The organism is Pseudomonas sp. S3_B11 (genome assembly GCF_054667715.1).
The window spans coordinates 5,816,026-5,834,432 of the sequence record NZ_CP162749.1 but is presented as its reverse complement, the minus strand read 5'-3'; the positions used below and the strand labels follow the sequence as shown (position 1 = coordinate 5,834,432).

Genomic DNA, 18,407 nt, shown 5'->3' with positions numbered 1-18,407 from the left:
CGGCCTTCTGGTCGGGCTTTTTTTTGGATTTTTTTAATCGAAAGCAGCACCCCGCGAACGAAAAGTCCCGGCGTGACTGAAGGTTTTTGGCAATGTGCCATCAGTAAAAGCGGTATGCTTGCCGGGATTTTTTAGAGGTGTATCTGGATGAGTAAGGTCAGTGTGTTGGTCGTGGACGATGCTTCGTTCATTCGTGACCTGGTGAAGAAGTGCCTGCGCAACTACTTCCCGGGCGTGCGCATCGAAGACGCGGTGAACGGCAAGAAAGCCCAAGCCCTGCTGGCTCGCGAAGCGTTCGACCTGGTGTTGTGCGATTGGGAAATGCCGGAAATGTCCGGCCTGGAATTGCTGACCTGGTGCCGCCAGCAGGACAACCTCAAGGGCATGCCGTTCGTGATGGTCACCAGCCGCGGCGACAAGGAAAACGTGGTCCAGGCGATCCAGGCCGGCGTTTCCGGCTACGTCAGCAAGCCGTTCACCAACGAGCAGCTACTGACCAAGGTCAAGCAGGCCCTGCACAAGGTCGGCAAGCTCGACACGCTGATGAACAGCGCCCCGACCAAGATGAACTCGGCGTTCGGCAATGATTCCCTCAGTGCCCTGACGGGCGGCAAGGCTCCGGTTGCTGCTGTTGCTTCGGCCCCTGCCGCGAATCCTTTGCCAAGCCGGTCGCTGCTCCCGCCGCGGCTGTGGCTCCGGCCCGTGGCTTGCTCAACAGCCCTCCCGTCAAGGCACCGGTAGCCGCTGCTTCGGGGACCAACCGTGGCCAGGGCCAGTTGCGCCTGTCCAGCGGCACCCAGCAATGCGTGATCAAGGCCCTGAGCCTCAAGGAAGCATTGCTGGTGGTCAAGCGCACCGACACCCTGCCACAAGTGCTCGAAAGCGCCGTGCTGGACATGGAGCAGGGCGACAACGCTGAAACCGCTCGCCTCAACGGCTACCTGCACGCCATCGTCGCCCACGAGCAGACGCCCGACAGCGAATGGTTGCAACTGACGTTCCGCTTCGTCGACAAAGACCCGCAGAAACTCGACTACATCTCCCGCCTGATCGCTCGCGGCACCGCGCAGAAGCACTTCGTACCTGGCGCCTGATTCGGCGGTGCCGGTCAGTCCGCCATCGCGAGCAAGCTCGCTCCCACACTCGATCCAGTGAACACTGAAGATCCCTGTGGGAGCGAGCTTGCTCGCAATGGGACCATAAGTTCCAACACCGACCGCTGATCCAATTTTGAAACATCCGTCGACTACGCTGGTCCATCCCAGCTGCTAGGCTGCTGTGCAGGCCTTCATTTTTCGACAGAACCCTTACCCATGCTCGCTCCCCTGCTGTTTGCCTGTGGTCTTGTCCTGGCCTCCACCTCGGCCGTGGCCATGACGATCTACAAATCCACCGATGCCAATGGCGTGGTGTCCTATAGCGACCGCCCCAGCAAGGGCGCGCAGGTGTTCGTGTTCCGCGACCGCATGGTCGAGCGCCTGGAGCGACAGGTATTCCTCGATATCAAGAAACAGAACGGCGCGGATGCGGTGTTCGTGCGCAACGACCTGTATGCGCCAGTGGAGATCGAGTTGAGTTTCGCCGGACTGCGTAATGTGAGCGGGGCACCGAGCCGGCCGATTCGGCGGGTGCTGCCGGCGCGCAGCAACCTGCGCCTGGCGCTGCTCACGGCCACGCAGCCGGGCAGGCCGTTGGTGTATACCCCAAGGTTCGAATACTCCCTGGGCGACCCCGCAGGCGCGGCACAGGCCTATCAGTACCCGTTGCCGTGGCGTGGCGGGCCGTTCCGGCTGAGTCAGGGTGCCAACGGCCAGTACAGTCATTACGGCCCGAAGAACCGCTACGCCATGGACATTGCCATGCCCGTCGGCACGCCGATCATCGCGGCGCGGGGCGGCGTGGTCATCAAGACCGAAAACGAGCAGACCGGCCGCGGTGACGATCCTTCGGGCAACTTCGTGCGGGTGCTGCACGATGATGGGACCATGGGCGTCTACCTGCACTTGCAGAAAGGTTCGGTGAGCGTACGGGAAGGGCAGCGGGTCGGGGTGGGCACGCCGTTGGCGTTGTCGGGCAATACCGGCAACAGCTCCGGCCCGCACCTGCATTTCGTGGTGCAGCGCAATACCGGCCTGGGGCTGGTGTCGATTCCCTACCAGTTCAATCAACCGGTGGGCGACTTGCCCAACTTTGCGTTGGGCAAGCAATAGCGCCGAGGCGTGACACAAGTGCTTTTGTGGTGGAGGGATTTATCTGTGGGAGCAAGGCTTGCCCGCGATACAGGCGACGCGGTTTTTTCAGCGATCGAGTCGCCTGTATCGCGAGCAAGCTTTGCTCCCACGGCTTCGCCACAGGCTCGCCGAAAAGCGGGCTGACACTCAATCGAGCATCAACACCTTCGCCAGAATGATCTTCGGCCCTTTCATCTTCTTGATGATGATCCGCAGGCCTTCGACTTCCAGCACTTCTTCCTCTTCCGGTACGCGCTTGAGGGTTTCATAGACCAACCCGGCCAGGGTTTCGGCTTCGATGTGGTCCAGGTCGATCCCCAGCAGGCGCTCGACCTTGAACAGCGGCGTGTCGCCGCGTACCAGCAGCTTGCCCGGCTGGTAGGCCAGGATGCCGCGTTCGGCCTTGCGATGTTCGTCCTGGATGTCACCCACCAGCACTTCCAGCACGTCTTCCATGGTCAGGTAGCCGATGATATTGCCGTCGGCTTCCTCGACCAGGGCGAAGTGCGAGCCGCCCTTGCGGAACTGCTCCAGCAATTGCGACAGCGGCATGTGCCGCGACACGCGCTCCAGCGGCCGGGTCAGTTCGGCCAAGTTGAACGACTCGGGGATGTGATCCAGGGCCGCCAGTTCCAGCAGCAGGTCCTTGATGTGCAGCAGGCCGACGAACTCCTGGCGCTCGCTGTCATACACCGGATAGCGGCTGAACTTGTGGCGACGGAACATCGCCAGGATTTCCTTGAGCGGCGCATTGAACTCCAGCGTCACCAGGTCTTCCCGGGAGTTGGCCCAGTCCACCACTTCCAGCTCGCCCATTTCCACGGCCGATGCCAGCACGCGCATGCCTTGGTCGCTCGGGTCCTGGCCACGGCTGGAGTGCAGGATCAGCTTCAGTTCTTCGCGGCTGTAATGGTGTTCGTGATGCGGGCCGGGTTCGCCTTGGCCGGCGATGCGAAGAATGGCGTTGGCGCTGGCGTTGAGCAGGTAGATCGCCGGGTACATGGCCCAGTAGAACAGGTACAGCGGCACGGCGGTCCACAGCGACAGCAGCTCGGGTTTGCGAATGGCCCAGGATTTGGGCGCCAGTTCACCGACCACGATGTGCAGGTACGAAATGATGAAGAACGCGGTGAAGAACGATACGCCCTTGATCACTTCCGGCGCCTGCACGCCGACCGCGCCCAGCAACGGCTCGAGGATGTGGGCGAACGCCGGCTCGCCGACCCAGCCCAGGCCCAGGGAGGCCAGGGTGATACCCAGCTGGCACGCCGACAGGTAAGCGTCGAGCTGGCTATGGACGGTGCGCAGGATGTGCCCGCGCCAGCCGTTCTGCTCGGCAATGGCCTCGACCCGGGTCGAGCGCAGCTTGACCATGGCGAATTCGGCCGCAACGAAAAAACCGTTGAGCAAAACCAGGATCAGAGCAAAAAGAATCATGCCGAATTCGGCGAAGAGTGTGACGAGGGACAAGCCAGGGGAAGGGTCCATGATGGAGTTTTGCGGGTTCCGTATAGTCGTAGGAATTGAAAATGAGCGCCTGAAAAGGCAGGCGCAAGTCAGTCAATGTAGCGGCTGACTCGGCGATTGCCTAGGGGGCGTGCTCAATCAGCGGGGCGGGCGAGGCGTGCGCGAACCACCTGGGCCGGGGCGAAATGGCAGGTAAAGGTGCTGCCATGGCCGGGTACGCTGCTGATTTCCATGCGGGCGCGATGGCGCAGCAGGACGTGTTTGACGATGGCCAGGCCCAGCCCGGTGCCGCCGGTATTGGAGTTGCGGCTGGAGTCGACACGGTAGAAACGTTCGGTCAGGCGCGGCAGGTGTTTGCTGTCGATGCCAATGCCCGAATCGCGCACGCTCAGGTGCGCACCTTGCTCATCGCCCCACCAGCGCACATGGATCCGGCCTTGCTCCGGCGTGTATTTGACCGCGTTGAACACCAGGTTGGAAAACGCACTGCGCAGTTCCGCCTCGCTGCCTTTGAGCTGCACGGCCGCGTCGGCTTCCAGGGTGATGGTCTGCTGCTTGGCACCGGACAGTTCCTGCGCATCTTCGACAATGGTTTGCAGCAGGTCGTCGATGGGCACTGGCTGGTTGTCCGACGGGTAATCGGTGGCTTCCAGCTTCGCCAGCAGCAACAAGTCGTTGAGCAGGGTCTGCATGCGCCCGCTTTGCTGGTGCATCTGCTGCAAGGCCCGGCTCCAGCGCGGGTTCACCTCTTCGACGTTGTCGAGCAGGGTTTCCAGGTAGCCGCAGATCACCGTCAACGGCGTGCGCAGTTCATGGGAGACGTTGGCGATGAAGTCCTTGCGCATCTGTTCCAGCTGATGAATACGCGTGACGTCGCGCACCAGCATCAAGTGCTCATTGTTGCCATAGCGGGTGATGTACAGCTGGATGCGTAGCCGATCATTGGTGGGCGAAGGAATCTCCAGCGGCTCGGCGTAATTGGCCTGCTCGAAATATTCCTTGAAGCGCGGATGACGTACCAGGTTGGTCACCGGCTGGCCGCTGTCCTGTGGCGTCTTGAGGCCCAGCAGGGTCTCGGCGGCGCGGTTCCACCACTCCAGGTTGCCGTCGCTGTCGAGCATGATCACCGCGTCTTTCAGCGCTGCGGTGGACTCCTGGACCCGGTCGATCACCGCCTGCAGGCGCCCGCGAACGCGCTGGTCGCGCCGTTGCAGGTGGTAGATGCTGTCGAACACCTCACCCCACAGGCCATAGCCGTCGGGCGGTGCTTCGTCGGGTTGGTGCAGGCGCAGCCATTCATGCAGGCGCAGCAATTGCTTGAGTGTCCAGGCCAGGTAAAGCCCCAGGCCCGCGGCCAGGCTCCAACCGTAATAACCACTGATCAGGCCGATCAGCAAACAGCCGGTCACCAGCAACAACATGTGGCGAATCAGGGTGCCATGCCAGTTTTGGTTCACGTGACGCGCGTCCTTGTCAGCTTTGTCGGGCGGTAAGGGCTCGGATCAGGCCTTGGTCGAAAAACGATATCCGGTGCCGCGCACGGTTTGTACCAGATTTTCATAGGCATCGCCGAGGGCCTTGCGCAGGCGTCGGATGTGCACGTCAACGGTGCGCTCCTCGACATAGACGTTGCCGCCCCAGACCTGGTCCAGCAGTTGGCCGCGGGTGTAGGCGCGTTCCTGGTGAGTCATGAAGAATTGCAGCAGGCGGTATTCGGTCGGGCCCATTTCGGCGGGTTTGCCGTCGATGGTCACGCGGTGGCTGATCGGGTCGAGCAGCAAGCCACCGACTTCGATGGGGGCTTCGCCATCGGTCGGCCCGGCGCGTCGCAGCACGGCCTTGAGGCGCGCCACCAGCTCCCGTGGGGAAAACGGCTTGGTGATGTAGTCGTCGGCGCCGACTTCCAGGCCCTGGATCTTGTTGTCCTCTTCGCCCTTGGCGGTGAGCATGATGATCGGAATATCACCGGTCAGCTCGTCGCGCTTGAGACGCCTTGCCAGTTCGATGCCAGACGTGCCGGGCAGCATCCAGTCCAGCAGGATCAGGTCGGGCTTGCGGTCGACGATGATGGCGTGGGCCTGTTGGGAGTTTTCTGCTTCCATGCAGTCATAGCCGGCCATCTCCAACGCAACGGCGATCATCTCGCGGATGGGCGCTTCGTCGTCGACGATCAGAATGCTCCTGCCAACCATGGGGTAATCCTCTTGTCATTTAACTGTCTTGCGCCGCATTAGATAACGGAATTATTGCAGTCGTGTGACAGTTATTTCAGGGTGCGGCGGTGAAAGGGATCCTGGACTAAGCTTTTCAGTCCGAATCCTGACAACTACAAAGGAAGGTTTCCATGAAACAAATGACTGTTTCTTTCAAAGCCCTGCTGATGGCTGCTGCCCTGACGCTGCCTGGATTGGCGATGGCAGCCGATCCTGCGATGGAGAAGGACGGCATGTTCACCGACCATAAGGGCATGACGCTTTACACCTTCGCCAAGGACTCGGCCGGCAAGTCGGCGTGCAATGACAAGTGTGCCGCCAATTGGCCACCGCTGATGGCTGAGCCGGGTGATAAATCCATGGGTGACTGGACCGTGATCAAGCGTGAAGATGGCTCAATGCAGTGGGCCTATCAGGGCATGCCGCTGTACACCTTCGTGGCGGACAAGAAGGCTGGAGACATGACCGGCGACGGTAAAATGGATGGCGCCTGGAAAGTTGCCAAGGCCAAGTAATCGCTAAACACGTGTGGGAGCGAGCTTGCTCGCGAAGGCGTCTGTCAGCCGACATCATCCTTGAATGACTTACGCTTTCGCGAACAGGCTCGCCCCCACAGGTTTGAGAATCACCTCAGAGCGTAATCCAGCACGATCCCCACGAAAATCGCCAACCCGGCCCAGTGGTTGTGCAGGAACGCCTTGAAGCAGCGCATCCGGTCCCGGTCACGGGTGTACCAGAACTCCCAGGCGAAGCACGCGGCAGCGGCCACCAGCCCCAGGTGGAACCAGCCGCCCAGTTGGAATTTCGCCCCGGCCAACAGCAGGCAGCCCAAGGCCAGGCCTTGCAACGACAGGATGATCACCCGGTCGGCATCGCCAAACAGGATCGCCGTGGACTTCACGCCGATGCGCAGGTCATCGTCCCGGTCGGTCATCGCGTAATAGGTGTCGTAGCCCACCGTCCACAGCAGGTTGGCGATGTACAGCAACCAGGCGGCGGCCGGCAGATGACCGGTTTCGGCGGTGAACGCCATCGGCATGCCCCAGGAGAACGCCGCGCCGAGGACCACTTGCGGGTAGTAGGTATAGCGCTTCATGAACGGGTAGCTGAACGCCAGTGCCAGGCCACCAAGGGAGAGCAGGATGGTCGGGGCGTTGGTGCACAGCACCAGCAGGAAGCTCACGCTCATCAGCACGGCGAAGAACACCAGTGCCTCTTTTGAACTGATCTTGCCGCTCACCAGCGGGCGCTGCTCGGTGCGCTTGACGTGGCCGTCCACCTTGCGGTCGGCCCAGTCATTGATCACACAGCCGCCGGCGCGGGTCAGCACCACGCCGAGGACGAAAATCACCACGTTGGCGATGGACGGTGAGCCTTCACCGGCAATCCACAGCGCCCACAACGTCGGCCACAGCAGCAGGTAGATGCCGATGGGCTTGTCCATGCGGGTCAGTTGCACGAAGTCCCAGGCCCGCGGGTTCAGGCGGTTCAAGGATTTGAGCAGATGCACATACATCAGCAATTCTCCGAATAGGCGCGGGCGACGGTCCACAGGCGCGGCAGGAAAATTTCCGCCACCAGCACGCTCAATGCACCGCGATCGAAACGTGAACGGCGACCCCACAGCCCGCTGGCGCGCACTTCTTCCGGCAACCCGGCGTCGGGGTAATGGCAAACTTCGATGGCGCGGCGCTGGAACGCCTGGTCACAAAACAGCAACTCCCCCAGGGAACGGCTGCCCAGTTCGTCCATCTGCAAGCCGTCACCCTGCAAGGCGCTGCGCGCCGCCACGCTGCGGGCGAACACCCACGGCTGGTCGTGGCCGCGCAGGTACACCTCGCGTACCCAGCCCTCGCTGCCCTCGGCCAGGTCCAGGGCGGCGCATTCGTCGGCGCGCAATGGCTGCCAGCCTTCGAACAGCGGCGTCACGCTGAAATGGCCGTCCGACAGGCGCGTGAGGCGCCGGGTCAGGGAGCCTTCGTCGAACAGCCAGTCGAGGACACCCGCATCGGGACGAGGCGACAGCAGGGGCTGGGGCAGCCATTGGAGTGTTGGAAATATCGAATTTGTATGCGGCACAGAGGTCTTGAATGGCAGCAAATGAGGGCGCGAGCTTACCATGTCGGTCGGTGATTTTGACTGGCCCGGCCGGCTGCCCTGCTGATCGTGCTTGCATCTGTCGCAACCGATCAGTACAAAACGCCCTGAGCCGGAAAATACCGGCCAAGGCCCGACATCTTGAGGAAGTACTGGAATGAAGAAGTGGCAATGTATCGTCTGCGGCCTGATCTACAACGAAGCTGACGGCTGGCCTGACGATGGCATCGCGCCCGGCACTCGCTGGGAGGACGTACCGGCAGACTGGCTGTGCCCGGACTGCGGCGTCGGCAAAATGGATTTCGAAATGATCGAAATCAACTGATCGTTTCATCAAATGGAGAGCAACATGAGTGCACCTGTCGTTATCGTCGGTACTGGGCTGGCCGGTTACAACCTGGCCCGGGAGTTTCGCAAGCTCGATAGCGAAACCCCGCTGCTGCTGATCACCGCGGACGACGGTCGCTCGTACTCCAAACCTATGCTCTCCACAGGCTTTGGTAAAAACAAGGATGCCGACGGCCTGAGCATGGCCGAACCGGGGGCCATGGCCGAGCAACTCAAGGCCGAAGTTCGCACCCACACCCGTATCAGCGGCATCGATCCGGGCCACAAGCGGCTGTGGATCGGCGAAGAGGCGGTGAGCTACCGTGACCTGATCCTGGCCTGGGGCGCCGAAACCGTGCGCGTGCCGGTGCAGGGCGATGCGGCGGAGCTGATTTTTCCGATCAACGACCTGGAAGACTACGCACGCTTCAGGGCCGCGGCCGCTGGCAAGCGTCGGGTGTTGTTGCTTGGCGCCGGCCTGATTGGTTGCGAGTTTGCCAATGACTTGAGCCTGGGCGGCTACGAAGTGCAACTGGTGGCGCCGTGCGAGCAAGTGATGCCGACGCTGTTGCACCCGGCCGCTGCCGCAGCGGTCCAGGCCGGGTTGGAAAGCCTTGGCGCGCGTTTCCACCTGGGCCCGGTGCTCAACCGCTTGCAGAAGGTCGCCGACGGGCTGGAGGCGCACCTGTCCGACGGCCAGGTGATTGCCTGTGACCTGGTGGTCTCGGCCATCGGCCTGCGCCCACGCATCGATCTGGCAGCCGCGGCGGGCCTGGTGATCAACCGCGGCATCGTGGTCGACCGTCACCTGAAAACCTCACACGCCAACATCTACGCCCTGGGCGACTGCGCCGAGGTCGATGGCTTGAATCTGCTGTATGTCATGCCGCTGATGAGCTGCGCCCGGGCCCTGGCGCAGACCCTGGCCGGCAACCCGACGGCCGTCAGCTACGGCGCCATGCCGATTACGGTAAAAACCCCGGTGTGCCCACTGGTGGTATCGCCACCACCGCGAGGCAGCGAGGGCGTGTGGAGCGTCGAAGGGCAGGGCGCGGACATCAAGGCGCTGTGCCGCGACGCGCAAGGCAACCTGCTGGGCTACGCCCTGACAGGCACGGCGGTGATGGAGAAACTGGCTCTGAACAAGGAACTTCCACCCCTGCTGGCGTAAATACTGGTCGTTCTGTCGCAAAAACCCTACTTTTGGTCCCACAAAGGTCGCCCGGCCACTGGCGCCGTTTTCGGCAGCGTGCCATCCTCACTCCCGTCTGCCGCAGAGTAGAGCCTGCGGCGCCTTAGGGGCCGTTCCAAAGAGAACGGCACGGACATAACAACAAAAAAACCGTCAAAGGGGCTTCATTCATGCGTAAACCAGAACTCGCCGCCGCCATCGCGGAAAAAGCAGACCTCACCAAAGAACAAGCCAACCGCGTCCTTAACGCCGTCCTGGAAGAAATCACCGGCGCCCTGCACCGCAAGGACAGCGTCACCCTGGTGGGCTTCGGCACTTTCCTGCAACGCCACCGCGGCGCCCGCACTGGCAAGAACCCACAGACCGGTGAGCCGGTGAAGATCAAGGCCAGCAACACCGTTGCCTTCAAACCAGGCAAGTTCCTGAAAGACAGCGTCAACCCGTAATTGCTGCAAGTACCTCGGCCAGGGGGAAGGAAGCGGCAATCAAAAGGGCATACCGATGAATCGATATGCCCTTTTTTGTGCTGGGCTGGCCATGGCGAGGCATCCAATGTGGGAACGAGCCTGCTCGCGATGATGTCCGCCTAATCCGCGGAAGTCTTCGGCGCTGCCAACGCTTTCAAGGCCGCCTTGCGCTCATTGATCGGCAATTTGCCGAGCTTTTCCACCGCCGCATAAAACCCGACCCAGTCCCCGCCCTCCCGTCTGAACAGCGCCGCAAACGCCGGCACCCACTGGTCATACAGCCCGAACGGCAGCAACCGCGCATTGTTCAGTGGGGCATAGACCCAGGCATCGTAGCGTTTGTCGCCGCTCCATTGGGTGTCGCGCAACTGCTCATAGTCGGTGCGCAGGCGTTCGAATGCCTGTGCCTTGCGTTGGCGCATCTGTTCGGTTGGCAGGGGTTGGGTGTAGAGCTTTTCCAGGCGCTGGCGGGTGTCGAGGATCAATTGGATGAATTGGTCGCGCTGGCGCACCTGTTTGCCGTTATCCGGCGCCAGCCCTCGACTGGCTCGCCATTGCCGGCTGCCTTCCTGCTCGACGAAGGTGGCGAAGGACTCATTGAATTCGGTGTCGTCCTTTACATAAAAGCGCTGGTGCGCCAGTTCATGGAAGATCAGCGTCGCCAGGCGTTCGTCGCCCCAATGCATCATCGAACTCAGGATCGGATCGTTGAACCAGCCCAGCGTCGAGTAGGCCTCTACACCACCGATCGACACGTCCATGCCCTGCAAGCGCTGCAATGCGGCCTCGCCACGGGCGGCTCCCTGGCTGTAGTAACCGCGATAAGCCACGCAACCGGCAATGGGGAAACAATGATTTTGCGGCGCCAGGGAAAACTCTGGCGTGGTGAAGACATTCCAGACTACGAACGGTCGGCCAATGTCTGCATACAGGCGATAGCTTTTATTGTTCGGCAAATGCAGATGATCACTGGCGAACGTCCGTGCCTCACGCGCCTGGGCCAGGTGCGCCTTCAGTTGGGCATCGCGAGCAGGGTCGGCAATGACCTGGTCGATAGGCTCCCGGGCCTGCAACAACCGCAGTTGCCCACCGACGAGCTGGCTGTAATAACCGGCGCTTGTGCAACCGTTCAGTAACAAAAGCAGGAGGCCTGGAAACAAAATCCGGAAAACACGGTCGAGTAACCGATGGCTTGAATGCGGCCTGATCAATTGGAATCACCCTGGGAAGTCTGCCCACAAGACTATCTCGCTTGCCTGGAGCTTCGCTATGCGCGTGTTGATGCTGACGAGCGGCCTGTTGCTGCTGACCGGTTGTGCCGGTTTGCCTGATCCTGATCCATCCCAAGCGTGGATCGACCTGGGAAACCAGCAGGACACCGCGCTGCAAGCGCTAAAGGTCGATGACAAGACGTCCATTGACCGGCGCTATTTCGAAGTGCAACCCGGCAGCCATGAACTGACGGTGCGTTATCAATTTGCCGTCGAGCCCGGCAACATCGGCCCGGATGCCGAGCCGCTGTGGCGTGATTGCCGGTTGAACGTGAAATTCAAGGACTTCAACGCGGGCCAACGTTACCAGTTGCAAGCCGGCAGCATCGGTTTCCGGCCATGGGCCAAGCTTTACGATCGGCAACGCAAGGTGGTGGGGCAAGGTACACCGGCGGGCTGCCAACAAACTTGATTGGCGCTATGCTCAATGCCTGATTGTCAGGAAACTCACCATGCGCTTACGTCTGCTGTTACTGGCCCTGGTCTCCATGAGCGGTTGTGCAACGAGCCCGCTGCCCCAGGTCGATTCGAACATGGCGTGGATCGATTTCGCTACCCCCATGCCGGGCGGCAAAATGCTGATGGCTGAGGGCCTGGATGGCCAGCGACTGCGAGACGGACGGTTCTTTCAGGTTTCGCCGGGCAGCCACGAACTGAAAGTGCGCTTCGACTTCGAGGTGTTTAGCGGCGGTGGGCTGGGTATGCAAGCCGAACCGCAGGAGCGGCTGTGCTACATGCTCGTGCGTTATGACCATTTCGAGGCCGGCCAGCGCTATCGATTGGAAGCTCGCAACCTGGCGTTCACGCCCAGCGCTCGGCTCTATGATGCCAAGCGTCAAATCGTGGCCGAAGAGCGACAAGTCAATTGCGTTCCGTAGGGCGTCCTAGCGGTCGTTCTTCTGGTAGATGATTTTCTTCGTGCCGTTTTCGCAAGTGCCCACCACCATGTTCTGGTCGTGGACTTCGTCGTTGGTGACGATTTCCAACGTGTAGGACGACACGTTATTGGCCTGGATCTTCGCTTCGATTTCCGCTTTCAGCTCTTCGCAGGATTTGGGGGCTGCAAGGGCTGAGGCAGCGAATGCGCAACCGATGACCACCAGGGCTGATCGTTTCATGTTCGAATTCCTCATGGCAGCGCGCACTGCCTGTGCGCTGAAACTGCAGGCTTCATTCGATCATAATTGCGCCAGGGTAAACAGCTCGACCGTATTCAAGAAATCGCAGCCTTCGGCAGCGCCTGCGAAGGCTGCGACCCTCTCATGCGTCAGTTCACCAGCGTCGCATCCAAGGTGATCTGGGCGTTCAGTACCTTGGAAACCGGGCACCCTTCCTTGGCCTTCTTGCTCAGTTCGTCGAATTGCGCCTGGCTGGCGCCGGGGATTTTCGCCTTGAGTACCAACTTGACTGCCGTGATCGCGAAACCGCCATCGACCTGGTCCAGGGTCACTTCAGCGTTGGTGTCGATGCTGTCGGCCTTGAGCCCGGCATCGCCGAGGATCATCGAAAAGGCCATGGAAAAGCAGCCGGCATGGGCTGCGCCGATCAATTCCTCCGGGTTGGTGCCCTTGCCGCCTTCAAAGCGCGCCTTGAAGCCATAGGGCGCTTCGCGCAGCACACCGGTTTCCGTGGAAATGGAGCCGATACCGGTTTTCAGGTCACCTTCCCAATGAGCCGATGCTTTCTTGATGATAGCCATGTCTGCCTCCTGAAGATCCGGCGCGAGAGACGCGCCTGGGTATTTTTTTAACTGTCTGGGTTGTGAGGATAGACCGCCCGGAAAAGTTCACCTTGTCGATTAGCCGACGAATTTAGTAGGAAAATTCTTCGCAGGGATTGAAACTCGGGTATATGCCCACATTGCATGGAACACACCTTTAGAAACGGCAGGCTTTTGCCCTCGGGAAAAGCCCGGAACGCCGTTGGAGATCCCGGCCCATGACACAGCTGTCCGAAGTGAAATTCTCAACCCTCGATCTGGTGCCTGTCCGCGCCGATGGCAATGCCGCCCAGTCCTTGCGCAACTCGCTGGACCTGGCACAGCACGTGGAAAAATACGGTTATACCCGCTTCTGGGTAGCCGAACACCACAACATGGATGGTATCGCCAGCTCCGCGACGGCGGTGCTGCTGGGGTATCTGGCGGGGGGGACTTCGACCATTCGTGTCGGCTCCGGCGGCGTCATGTTGCCCAATCACGCGCCGTTGATCATCGCCGAACAGTTCGGCACGCTGGAAAGCCTCTACCCGGGTCGAATCGACCTGGGGTTGGGGCGTGCGCCCGGTTCCGACCAGATGACTGCCCGGGCGCTGCGTCGCGAGCGCTCCGGCAGCGCGGACGATTTCCCTGAAGACGTGGCCGAGCTGATGCGCTACCTCGGCCCGCGCACCCCGGACCAACGCATCATCGCCATGCCCGGCACCGGGACCAATGTGCCGGTATGGTTGCTGGGGTCGAGCCTGTTCAGTGCGCAATTGGCCGGTGAACGCGGTTTGCCCTACGCATTCGCCTCCCATTTCGCACCGCGTTACATGCACGAGGCAATTCGCATCTACCGCAACCACTTCAAGCCGTCGGCGGTGCTCGACAAGCCTTATGTGATGCTCGGCGTGCCGCTGGTGGCGGCGGACACGGATGAACAGGCCGATTACCTGGCGACGTCGGTATACCAGCGGATCCTGGCGTTGATGCGCGGCCAGAGCCTGGTGCAGCGTCCGCCGGTCGAAACCATGAACGGCCTCTGGTTGCCCCATGAGAAAGAAGCGGTTGGCGATTTCTTGGGGCTGGCCATGGTCGGCGGTCCGCAGAAGATTCGCGCCAAGCTGGAGGTGCTGATTGAGCAAACCCAGGCCGATGAGCTGATTTTCACCAGTGACCTGTATGAGCATGCCGATCGTTTGCACTCATACGAGTTGCTGGCGCAGGTCATGAAAGGCTGAATGACGCGCATAAAAAAGCCGACGCACTGCGTCGGCTTTGACGTTCGAAAAGAATCATTTTTTATAGACGATTTCTTTCGTGCCGCCCTCACAGGTGCCGACGACTTTTTGTCCGTCAGCCGCTGCGCCCTTATCGACGATTTCCAGCGAATAACCTGACACGCCCTTGCCATCCAGCTTCGCTGCGATTTCGCTTTTCAGCTCTTCGCAGGGCTTGCCGGCCGCAAACGCGCCACCGGCAAGGCTCAGCAAACCCAGGGCTACCATCAACTTTTTCATCGCTCGCACTCCATGGTCGGATCAAATAGGGCAGGTATTGGCAAAACAGAATGCGCATACCATAGCGCATCGCCATTCCCTATGGCACTCCGCCAGCGTGCAAGTTCATCGCTCCTCAGCTATTCACAATCCGGAACCCGACTTTGAGGGTGACCTGAAAGTGCGCGGCCCGGCCGTTTTCAATGTGTCCGCGGGTTTCCGTGACTTCGAACCACTCCAAGTGCTTGAGGCTTTTGCTGGCCTCGGCCAGGGCATTATTGATGGCGTCTTCAATGCTGGTGGGAGACGAACCGACCAGCTCGACTTTTTTGTAAGTGTGATGATCACTCATGAGGTTCTCCTTGGTTGTTTTTAACAGCCTAGCAGCGATTTTTCGTCATACGTGTGTCGCCGTTTACGCGCTGAAGTTCAGATTTACTGCACTTTCAGAAACGGCCGCAGTCCCAATTCACACACGCCACTCAACCACTGCAGGAGAGAGCCACCATGGCCAGCAATTCGTTACGCAAAGCCTCGTTGCAAAGCATGGAAGCGGAGATCGAGAGTCTGCTCAAGTCGTTGGAAAGCCTGAAGGACGACGCTTCGGACGAGTCGCGTAAGACCCTCAAGTCGCTCAAGGCCAATGCCGAGAACGCCCTGAAACATTCTCGCCATCTGCTCAGCGACGCGTATGAAGAGGTCAAGGTGAAAACCCGTGAAACCGGGATCGCCACACGCGACTACGCGCAGGAACATCCATGGACCACGGCCGGCGTCGCGGTCGGTGCGCTTGGTTTGCTGGCTGCTTACTTGCTGTGCAAACGCGGAGACTGAGTCGGTTGGCTCAGCTCATGCCTGAGCCACTGGGCCAATTGCCGAGCGCGTCCATCTGCGGCTCGCTTGGGTAGCCACAACGCCAGTCGCGCCGCCGTTTCATCGAAACCCCACGGCGCGACCAGGCGACCGGCACGCACGTCCTCGGCCACCAGCGGCTCGGGCGCGATCGCCACGCCAAGCCCCGCTACGGCGGCCTCCAGCAAATAATACAGATGCTCGAATCCTTGCCCGAATTTCAATGCCCGGGGATCAAGGTCGTTTTGCTGTGCCCAGGTCGGCCAGGCCTGTGGGCGGGAGGTGGTGTGCAGCAACGATTCGTCCAGCAATGCGCTGGTCGGTGCGGCCTGCAAGCGGGCGAATCCGACGTAGTGCGGGCTCATCACGGGGCCGATCCGCTCGCTCACCAGTTCATACACCTGCATGTCGGCCGGCCAGGGTGGTTCGGCGAATACCAGCAAGGCGTCCAGTCCCGGTCGCCGGGGGTCCAGGTCGCCCTCGCCGGCGGACAGGTGCAGGCGCAAGTCAGGCAGGTCGGCATTGAGCCTGCCCAGGCGGGGAATAAACCAGCGTGCCAGCAAGCTTCCCGAGCAGCCCAGGACAAACGGGGCATCGGCCGTGCTTTGCGTCAGCTCCGCGCACACGCTGCGTAACCGCTCGAACGCGTCAGTGCTGGCATCGCGCAGACGCATGCCGGCATCTGTGAGTTTCAAGCCGCGTCCATCCTTGATGAACAGGCTGACACCTAAATGCTCTTCCAGCACCTTCAGCTGTCGACTTACAGCGCCATGGGTGACGTGCAGCTGTTCGGCCGCCTGGCTTACGCTGTTCAAGCGGGCGGTGGCCTCGAAGGCGCGCAAGGCGTTGAGGGGGGAAGGTCGTGGCTCATGTTATCTGTGAGTTTTTCTGACAGGTTGTGGCGATCTTATCGGTTTTCAGTGGCGGATGTCAGGGGTAGAGTGAGCCTCATTGTCTTTCAACGCATTTGCTTGGAGCGCCCGATGACCCAGCCTACGACCCCTTTCAACCTGCGCAGCGGTCCCGATGCCAACGGCCTGTTCGGTGCGTTCGGTGGCCGCTATGTGGCCGAAACCCTGATGCCGCTGATCCTTGATCTGGCCCGCGAATACGAAGTGGCGAAGGAAGATCCGGCGTTCCTCGAAGAATTGGCCTACTTCCAGCGCGACTACGTCGGACGTCCGAGCCCGCTCTACTTCGCCGAGCGCCTGACCGAATACTGCGGCGGTGCCAAGATCTATCTCAAGCGTGAGGAGCTGAACCACACCGGCGCGCACAAGATCAACAACTGCATCGGCCAGATCCTGCTGGCGCGGCGCATGGGCAAGAAACGCATCATCGCCGAGACCGGCGCCGGCATGCACGGTGTGGCCACCGCCACGGTGGCCGCGCGTTTTGGCCTCGATTGCGTGATCTACATGGGCACCACCGACATCGAGCGCCAGCAGGCCAACGTGTTTCGCATGAAGCTGCTGGGCGCTGAAGTGATCCCAGTGGTCGCTGGCACCGGTACCCTGAAAGATGCAATGAACGAGGCCCTGCGCGACTGGGTCACCAACGTCGACAGCACGTTCTACCTGATCGGTACCGTGGCTGGCCCGCATCCGTATCCGGCGATGGTGCGTGACTTCCAGGCTGTGATCGGCAAGGAAACCCGCGAGCAGTTGCAAGCCCAGGAAGGTCGCCTGCCGGACAGCCTGGTGGCGTGCATCGGCGGTGGCTCCAACGCCATGGGCCTGTTCCACCCGTTCCTGGACGACAAGAGCGTCGAGATCATCGGCGTCGAAGCCGCCGGTTATGGCATCGAGACCGGTAAGCATGCGGCGAGCCTGAACGGCGGCGTCCCCGGTGTACTGCACGGCAACCGCACCTTCCTGTTGCAGGACGACGATGGTCAGATCATCGACGCCCATTCGATTTCCGCCGGTCTCGACTACCCCGGCATCGGTCCGGAACACGCCTGGTTGCACGACATTGGTCGCGTCCAGTACACCTCGGTGACCGACGCCGAAGCTCTGGAAGCCTTTCACAAATGCTGCCGACTGGAAGGGATCATTCCTGCATTGGAAAGCGCCCATGCCCTGGCGGAAGTGTTCAAACGCGCACCGAACCTGCCGAAGGATCACCTGATGGTGGTCAACCTGTCCGGCCGTGGCGACAAAGACATGCAAACCGTGATGCACCACATGGAACAGTCCCAGCAGGAGAAACACTGATGAGCCGCCTGCAAACCCGTTTTGCCGAACTCAAGGAACAGAACCGCGCCGCCCTGGTGACTTTCGTCACGGCTGGCGACCCGGACTACGACACCTCGCTGGCAATCCTCAAGGGCCTGCCAGCGGCCGGTGCCGATGTCATCGAGCTGGGCATGCCGTTCACCGACCCGATGGCCGACGGTCCGGCGATCCAGTTGGCGAACATTCGTGCCTTGGGCGCCCAGCAGAACCTGGCGAAAACCCTGCAGATGGTTCGTGAGTTCCGCAAAGACAACAGCGAGACGCCGTTGGTGCTGATGGGCTACTTCAACCCGATCCACCGTTATGGCGTGCAGCGTTTCATTGGCGAGGCGCTGGAATCTGGTGTGGATGGCCTGATCGTTGTGGACATGCCGCCCGAGCACAACAGCGAACTGTGCGAACCGGCCCAGGCAGCAGGCCTGGACTTCATCCGCCTGACCACGCCAACCACCGACGACGTGCGTTTGCCAACGGTGCTCAATGGTAGTTCCGGCTTTGTATATTACGTATCGGTGGCGGGTGTGACCGGTGCCGGTGCCGCGACGCTGGAGCATGTGGAAGAAGCCGTGGCGCGCTTGCGTCGCCACACCGATTTGCCGATCAGCATTGGTTTCGGTATCCGTACGCCGGAGCAGGCTGCGGCCATCGCACGATTGGCTGATGGTGTGGTGGTTGGCTCGGCGCTGATCGACCATATCGCCAATGCCGATACGTCGGAACAGGCAATCGATGGCGTGTTGAGCTTGTGTGCCGCCCTGGCCGATGGTGTGCGCAAGGCGCGTGTCAGCTGATTGTTGATCGTCCTGCAGCATGAAAAAAGGGGTTCAGAACTTGGTTCTGAACCCCTTTTTGTTA

Annotated in this window: 21 protein-coding genes and 2 pseudogenes; 12 read left to right on the top strand and 11 right to left on the bottom strand. The window is 60.9% G+C overall.

The genetic code is table 11. The features are described from left to right. Nucleotides 1-147 precede the first annotated feature (147 nt). Nucleotides 148-1,094 (top strand): annotated as a pseudogene (locus tag AB4O22_RS26100) (response regulator). A gap of 219 nt (nt 1,095-1,313) precedes the next feature. Then, nucleotides 1,314-2,210 carry a peptidoglycan DD-metalloendopeptidase family protein gene (locus AB4O22_RS26095; RefSeq protein WP_003196393.1) on the top strand — a complete coding sequence of 299 codons (897 nt, stop codon included), beginning with the start codon at nt 1,314-1,316 and terminating at the stop codon, nt 2,208-2,210. A gap of 168 nt (nt 2,211-2,378) precedes the next feature. Here AB4O22_RS26095 and AB4O22_RS26090 read toward each other — a convergent pair whose 3' ends face one another. From AB4O22_RS26090 to phoB, 3 genes are all read right to left on the bottom strand, one after another. Then, on the bottom strand, nt 2,379-3,719 hold the full coding sequence (locus AB4O22_RS26090) for a hemolysin family protein (RefSeq protein ID WP_003196395.1): 1,341 nt from the start codon (nt 3,717-3,719) through the stop codon (nt 2,379-2,381). A gap of 113 nt (nt 3,720-3,832) precedes the next feature. Next, on the bottom strand, nt 3,833-5,119 hold the full coding sequence (gene phoR / locus AB4O22_RS26085) for a phosphate regulon sensor histidine kinase PhoR (RefSeq protein ID WP_209311595.1): 1,287 nt from the start codon (nt 5,117-5,119) through the stop codon (nt 3,833-3,835). 81 nt (nt 5,120-5,200) lie between these two features. Next, nucleotides 5,201-5,890, bottom strand: a complete 690-nt coding sequence (gene phoB, locus AB4O22_RS26080; protein ID WP_003177195.1) for a phosphate regulon transcriptional regulator PhoB — start codon at nt 5,888-5,890, stop codon at nt 5,201-5,203. Nucleotides 5,891-6,042: 152 nt separating this feature from the next. Here phoB and AB4O22_RS26075 point away from each other — a divergent pair, with 152 nt between their 5' ends. Further along, nucleotides 6,043-6,426, top strand: a complete 384-nt coding sequence (locus tag AB4O22_RS26075; RefSeq protein ID WP_460097459.1) for a COG4315 family predicted lipoprotein — start codon at nt 6,043-6,045, stop codon at nt 6,424-6,426. A 110-nt stretch (nt 6,427-6,536) separates the two neighbouring features. On the opposite strand, the gene ubiA is transcribed toward AB4O22_RS26075, so the two are convergent. Next, the gene (gene ubiA, locus AB4O22_RS26070) at nt 6,537-7,427 is read right to left on the bottom strand and encodes a 4-hydroxybenzoate octaprenyltransferase (protein ID WP_460097458.1); all 891 of its coding nucleotides are present in this window, start codon (nt 7,425-7,427) and stop codon (nt 6,537-6,539) included. Beyond that, a complete protein-coding gene (locus AB4O22_RS26065) occupies nt 7,427-7,990 on the bottom strand; it encodes a chorismate--pyruvate lyase family protein (RefSeq protein ID WP_092150700.1) in 564 nt (187 codons plus the stop codon). The genes ubiA and AB4O22_RS26065 overlap by 1 nt, the downstream gene beginning before the upstream one ends. 175 nt (nt 7,991-8,165) lie before the next feature. Here AB4O22_RS26065 and AB4O22_RS26060 point away from each other — a divergent pair, with 175 nt between their 5' ends. The 3 genes from AB4O22_RS26060 (at nt 8,166) to AB4O22_RS26050 (ending at nt 9,973) form a co-directional block, all read left to right on the top strand. After that, entirely contained in the window at nt 8,166-8,333 is a 168-nt protein-coding gene (locus tag AB4O22_RS26060; RefSeq protein WP_003177199.1) for a rubredoxin, read from the top strand. A gap of 24 nt (nt 8,334-8,357) precedes the next feature. Beyond that, nucleotides 8,358-9,506 carry an NAD(P)/FAD-dependent oxidoreductase gene (locus tag AB4O22_RS26055; RefSeq protein ID WP_003196408.1) on the top strand — a complete coding sequence of 383 codons (1,149 nt, stop codon included), beginning with the start codon at nt 8,358-8,360 and terminating at the stop codon, nt 9,504-9,506. Between the two features lie 191 nt (nt 9,507-9,697). Further along, complete coding sequence (locus AB4O22_RS26050; protein ID WP_003177201.1) at nt 9,698-9,973, top strand: HU family DNA-binding protein; 276 nt, start codon at nt 9,698-9,700, stop codon at nt 9,971-9,973. A gap of 140 nt (nt 9,974-10,113) precedes the next feature. On the opposite strand, the gene AB4O22_RS26045 is transcribed toward AB4O22_RS26050, so the two are convergent. Next, nucleotides 10,114-11,205, bottom strand: a complete 1,092-nt coding sequence (locus AB4O22_RS26045; protein WP_003196410.1) for an aminopeptidase — start codon at nt 11,203-11,205, stop codon at nt 10,114-10,116. 58 nt (nt 11,206-11,263) lie between these two features. Between AB4O22_RS26045 and AB4O22_RS26040 the strand changes: the two genes are divergently transcribed. Then, on the top strand, nt 11,264-11,677 hold the full coding sequence (locus AB4O22_RS26040) for a PA0061/PA0062 family lipoprotein (RefSeq protein ID WP_003196412.1): 414 nt from the start codon (nt 11,264-11,266) through the stop codon (nt 11,675-11,677). Nucleotides 11,678-11,717: 40 nt separating this feature from the next. After that, nucleotides 11,718-12,143 (top strand): PA0061/PA0062 family lipoprotein, encoded by a 426-nt coding sequence (locus AB4O22_RS26035; protein WP_003196415.1) that lies wholly within the window; start codon nt 11,718-11,720, stop codon nt 12,141-12,143. Nucleotides 12,144-12,149: 6 nt separating this feature from the next. On the opposite strand, the gene AB4O22_RS26030 is transcribed toward AB4O22_RS26035, so the two are convergent. Both AB4O22_RS26030 and AB4O22_RS26025 read right to left on the bottom strand, forming a co-directional pair. Next, nucleotides 12,150-12,383 (bottom strand): DUF1161 domain-containing protein, encoded by a 234-nt coding sequence (locus tag AB4O22_RS26030; RefSeq protein WP_003196417.1) that lies wholly within the window; start codon nt 12,381-12,383, stop codon nt 12,150-12,152. Between the two features lie 149 nt (nt 12,384-12,532). Beyond that, nucleotides 12,533-12,964 carry an OsmC family protein gene (locus AB4O22_RS26025; RefSeq protein WP_003196419.1) on the bottom strand — a complete coding sequence of 144 codons (432 nt, stop codon included), beginning with the start codon at nt 12,962-12,964 and terminating at the stop codon, nt 12,533-12,535. 239 nt (nt 12,965-13,203) lie between these two features. Between AB4O22_RS26025 and AB4O22_RS26020 the strand changes: the two genes are divergently transcribed. Then, a complete protein-coding gene (locus AB4O22_RS26020) occupies nt 13,204-14,205 on the top strand; it encodes an LLM class flavin-dependent oxidoreductase (protein ID WP_460097457.1) in 1,002 nt (333 codons plus the stop codon). A gap of 54 nt (nt 14,206-14,259) precedes the next feature. Here the strand turns inward: AB4O22_RS26020 and AB4O22_RS26015 are convergent, their stop codons facing one another. Next, complete coding sequence (locus AB4O22_RS26015; RefSeq protein WP_003196422.1) at nt 14,260-14,484, bottom strand: DUF1161 domain-containing protein; 225 nt, start codon at nt 14,482-14,484, stop codon at nt 14,260-14,262. Between the two features lie 115 nt (nt 14,485-14,599). Continuing rightward, nucleotides 14,600-14,815: a dodecin gene (locus tag AB4O22_RS26010; RefSeq protein ID WP_003196424.1), complete on the bottom strand. Its 216-nt coding sequence runs from the start codon at nt 14,813-14,815 to the stop codon at nt 14,600-14,602. A gap of 155 nt (nt 14,816-14,970) precedes the next feature. Between AB4O22_RS26010 and AB4O22_RS26005 the strand changes: the two genes are divergently transcribed. After that, entirely contained in the window at nt 14,971-15,297 is a 327-nt protein-coding gene (locus tag AB4O22_RS26005; protein WP_003196426.1) for an ElaB/YgaM/YqjD family protein, read from the top strand. Here the strand turns inward: AB4O22_RS26005 and AB4O22_RS26000 are convergent. Then, nucleotides 15,270-16,186, bottom strand: a pseudogene (locus AB4O22_RS26000) (LysR family transcriptional regulator). The gene AB4O22_RS26005 and the pseudogene AB4O22_RS26000 overlap by 28 nt on opposite strands. A 112-nt stretch (nt 16,187-16,298) precedes the next feature. Here AB4O22_RS26000 and trpB point away from each other — a divergent pair. After that, entirely contained in the window at nt 16,299-17,531 is a 1,233-nt protein-coding gene (trpB, locus tag AB4O22_RS25995) for a tryptophan synthase subunit beta (RefSeq protein ID WP_003196431.1), read from the top strand. After that, nucleotides 17,531-18,343 carry a tryptophan synthase subunit alpha gene (gene trpA / locus AB4O22_RS25990; RefSeq protein WP_003196433.1) on the top strand — a complete coding sequence of 271 codons (813 nt, stop codon included), beginning with the start codon at nt 17,531-17,533 and terminating at the stop codon, nt 18,341-18,343. Before trpB ends, trpA begins: the two co-directional genes overlap by 1 nt. The last annotated feature ends 64 nt before the right edge of the window (nt 18,344-18,407 follow it).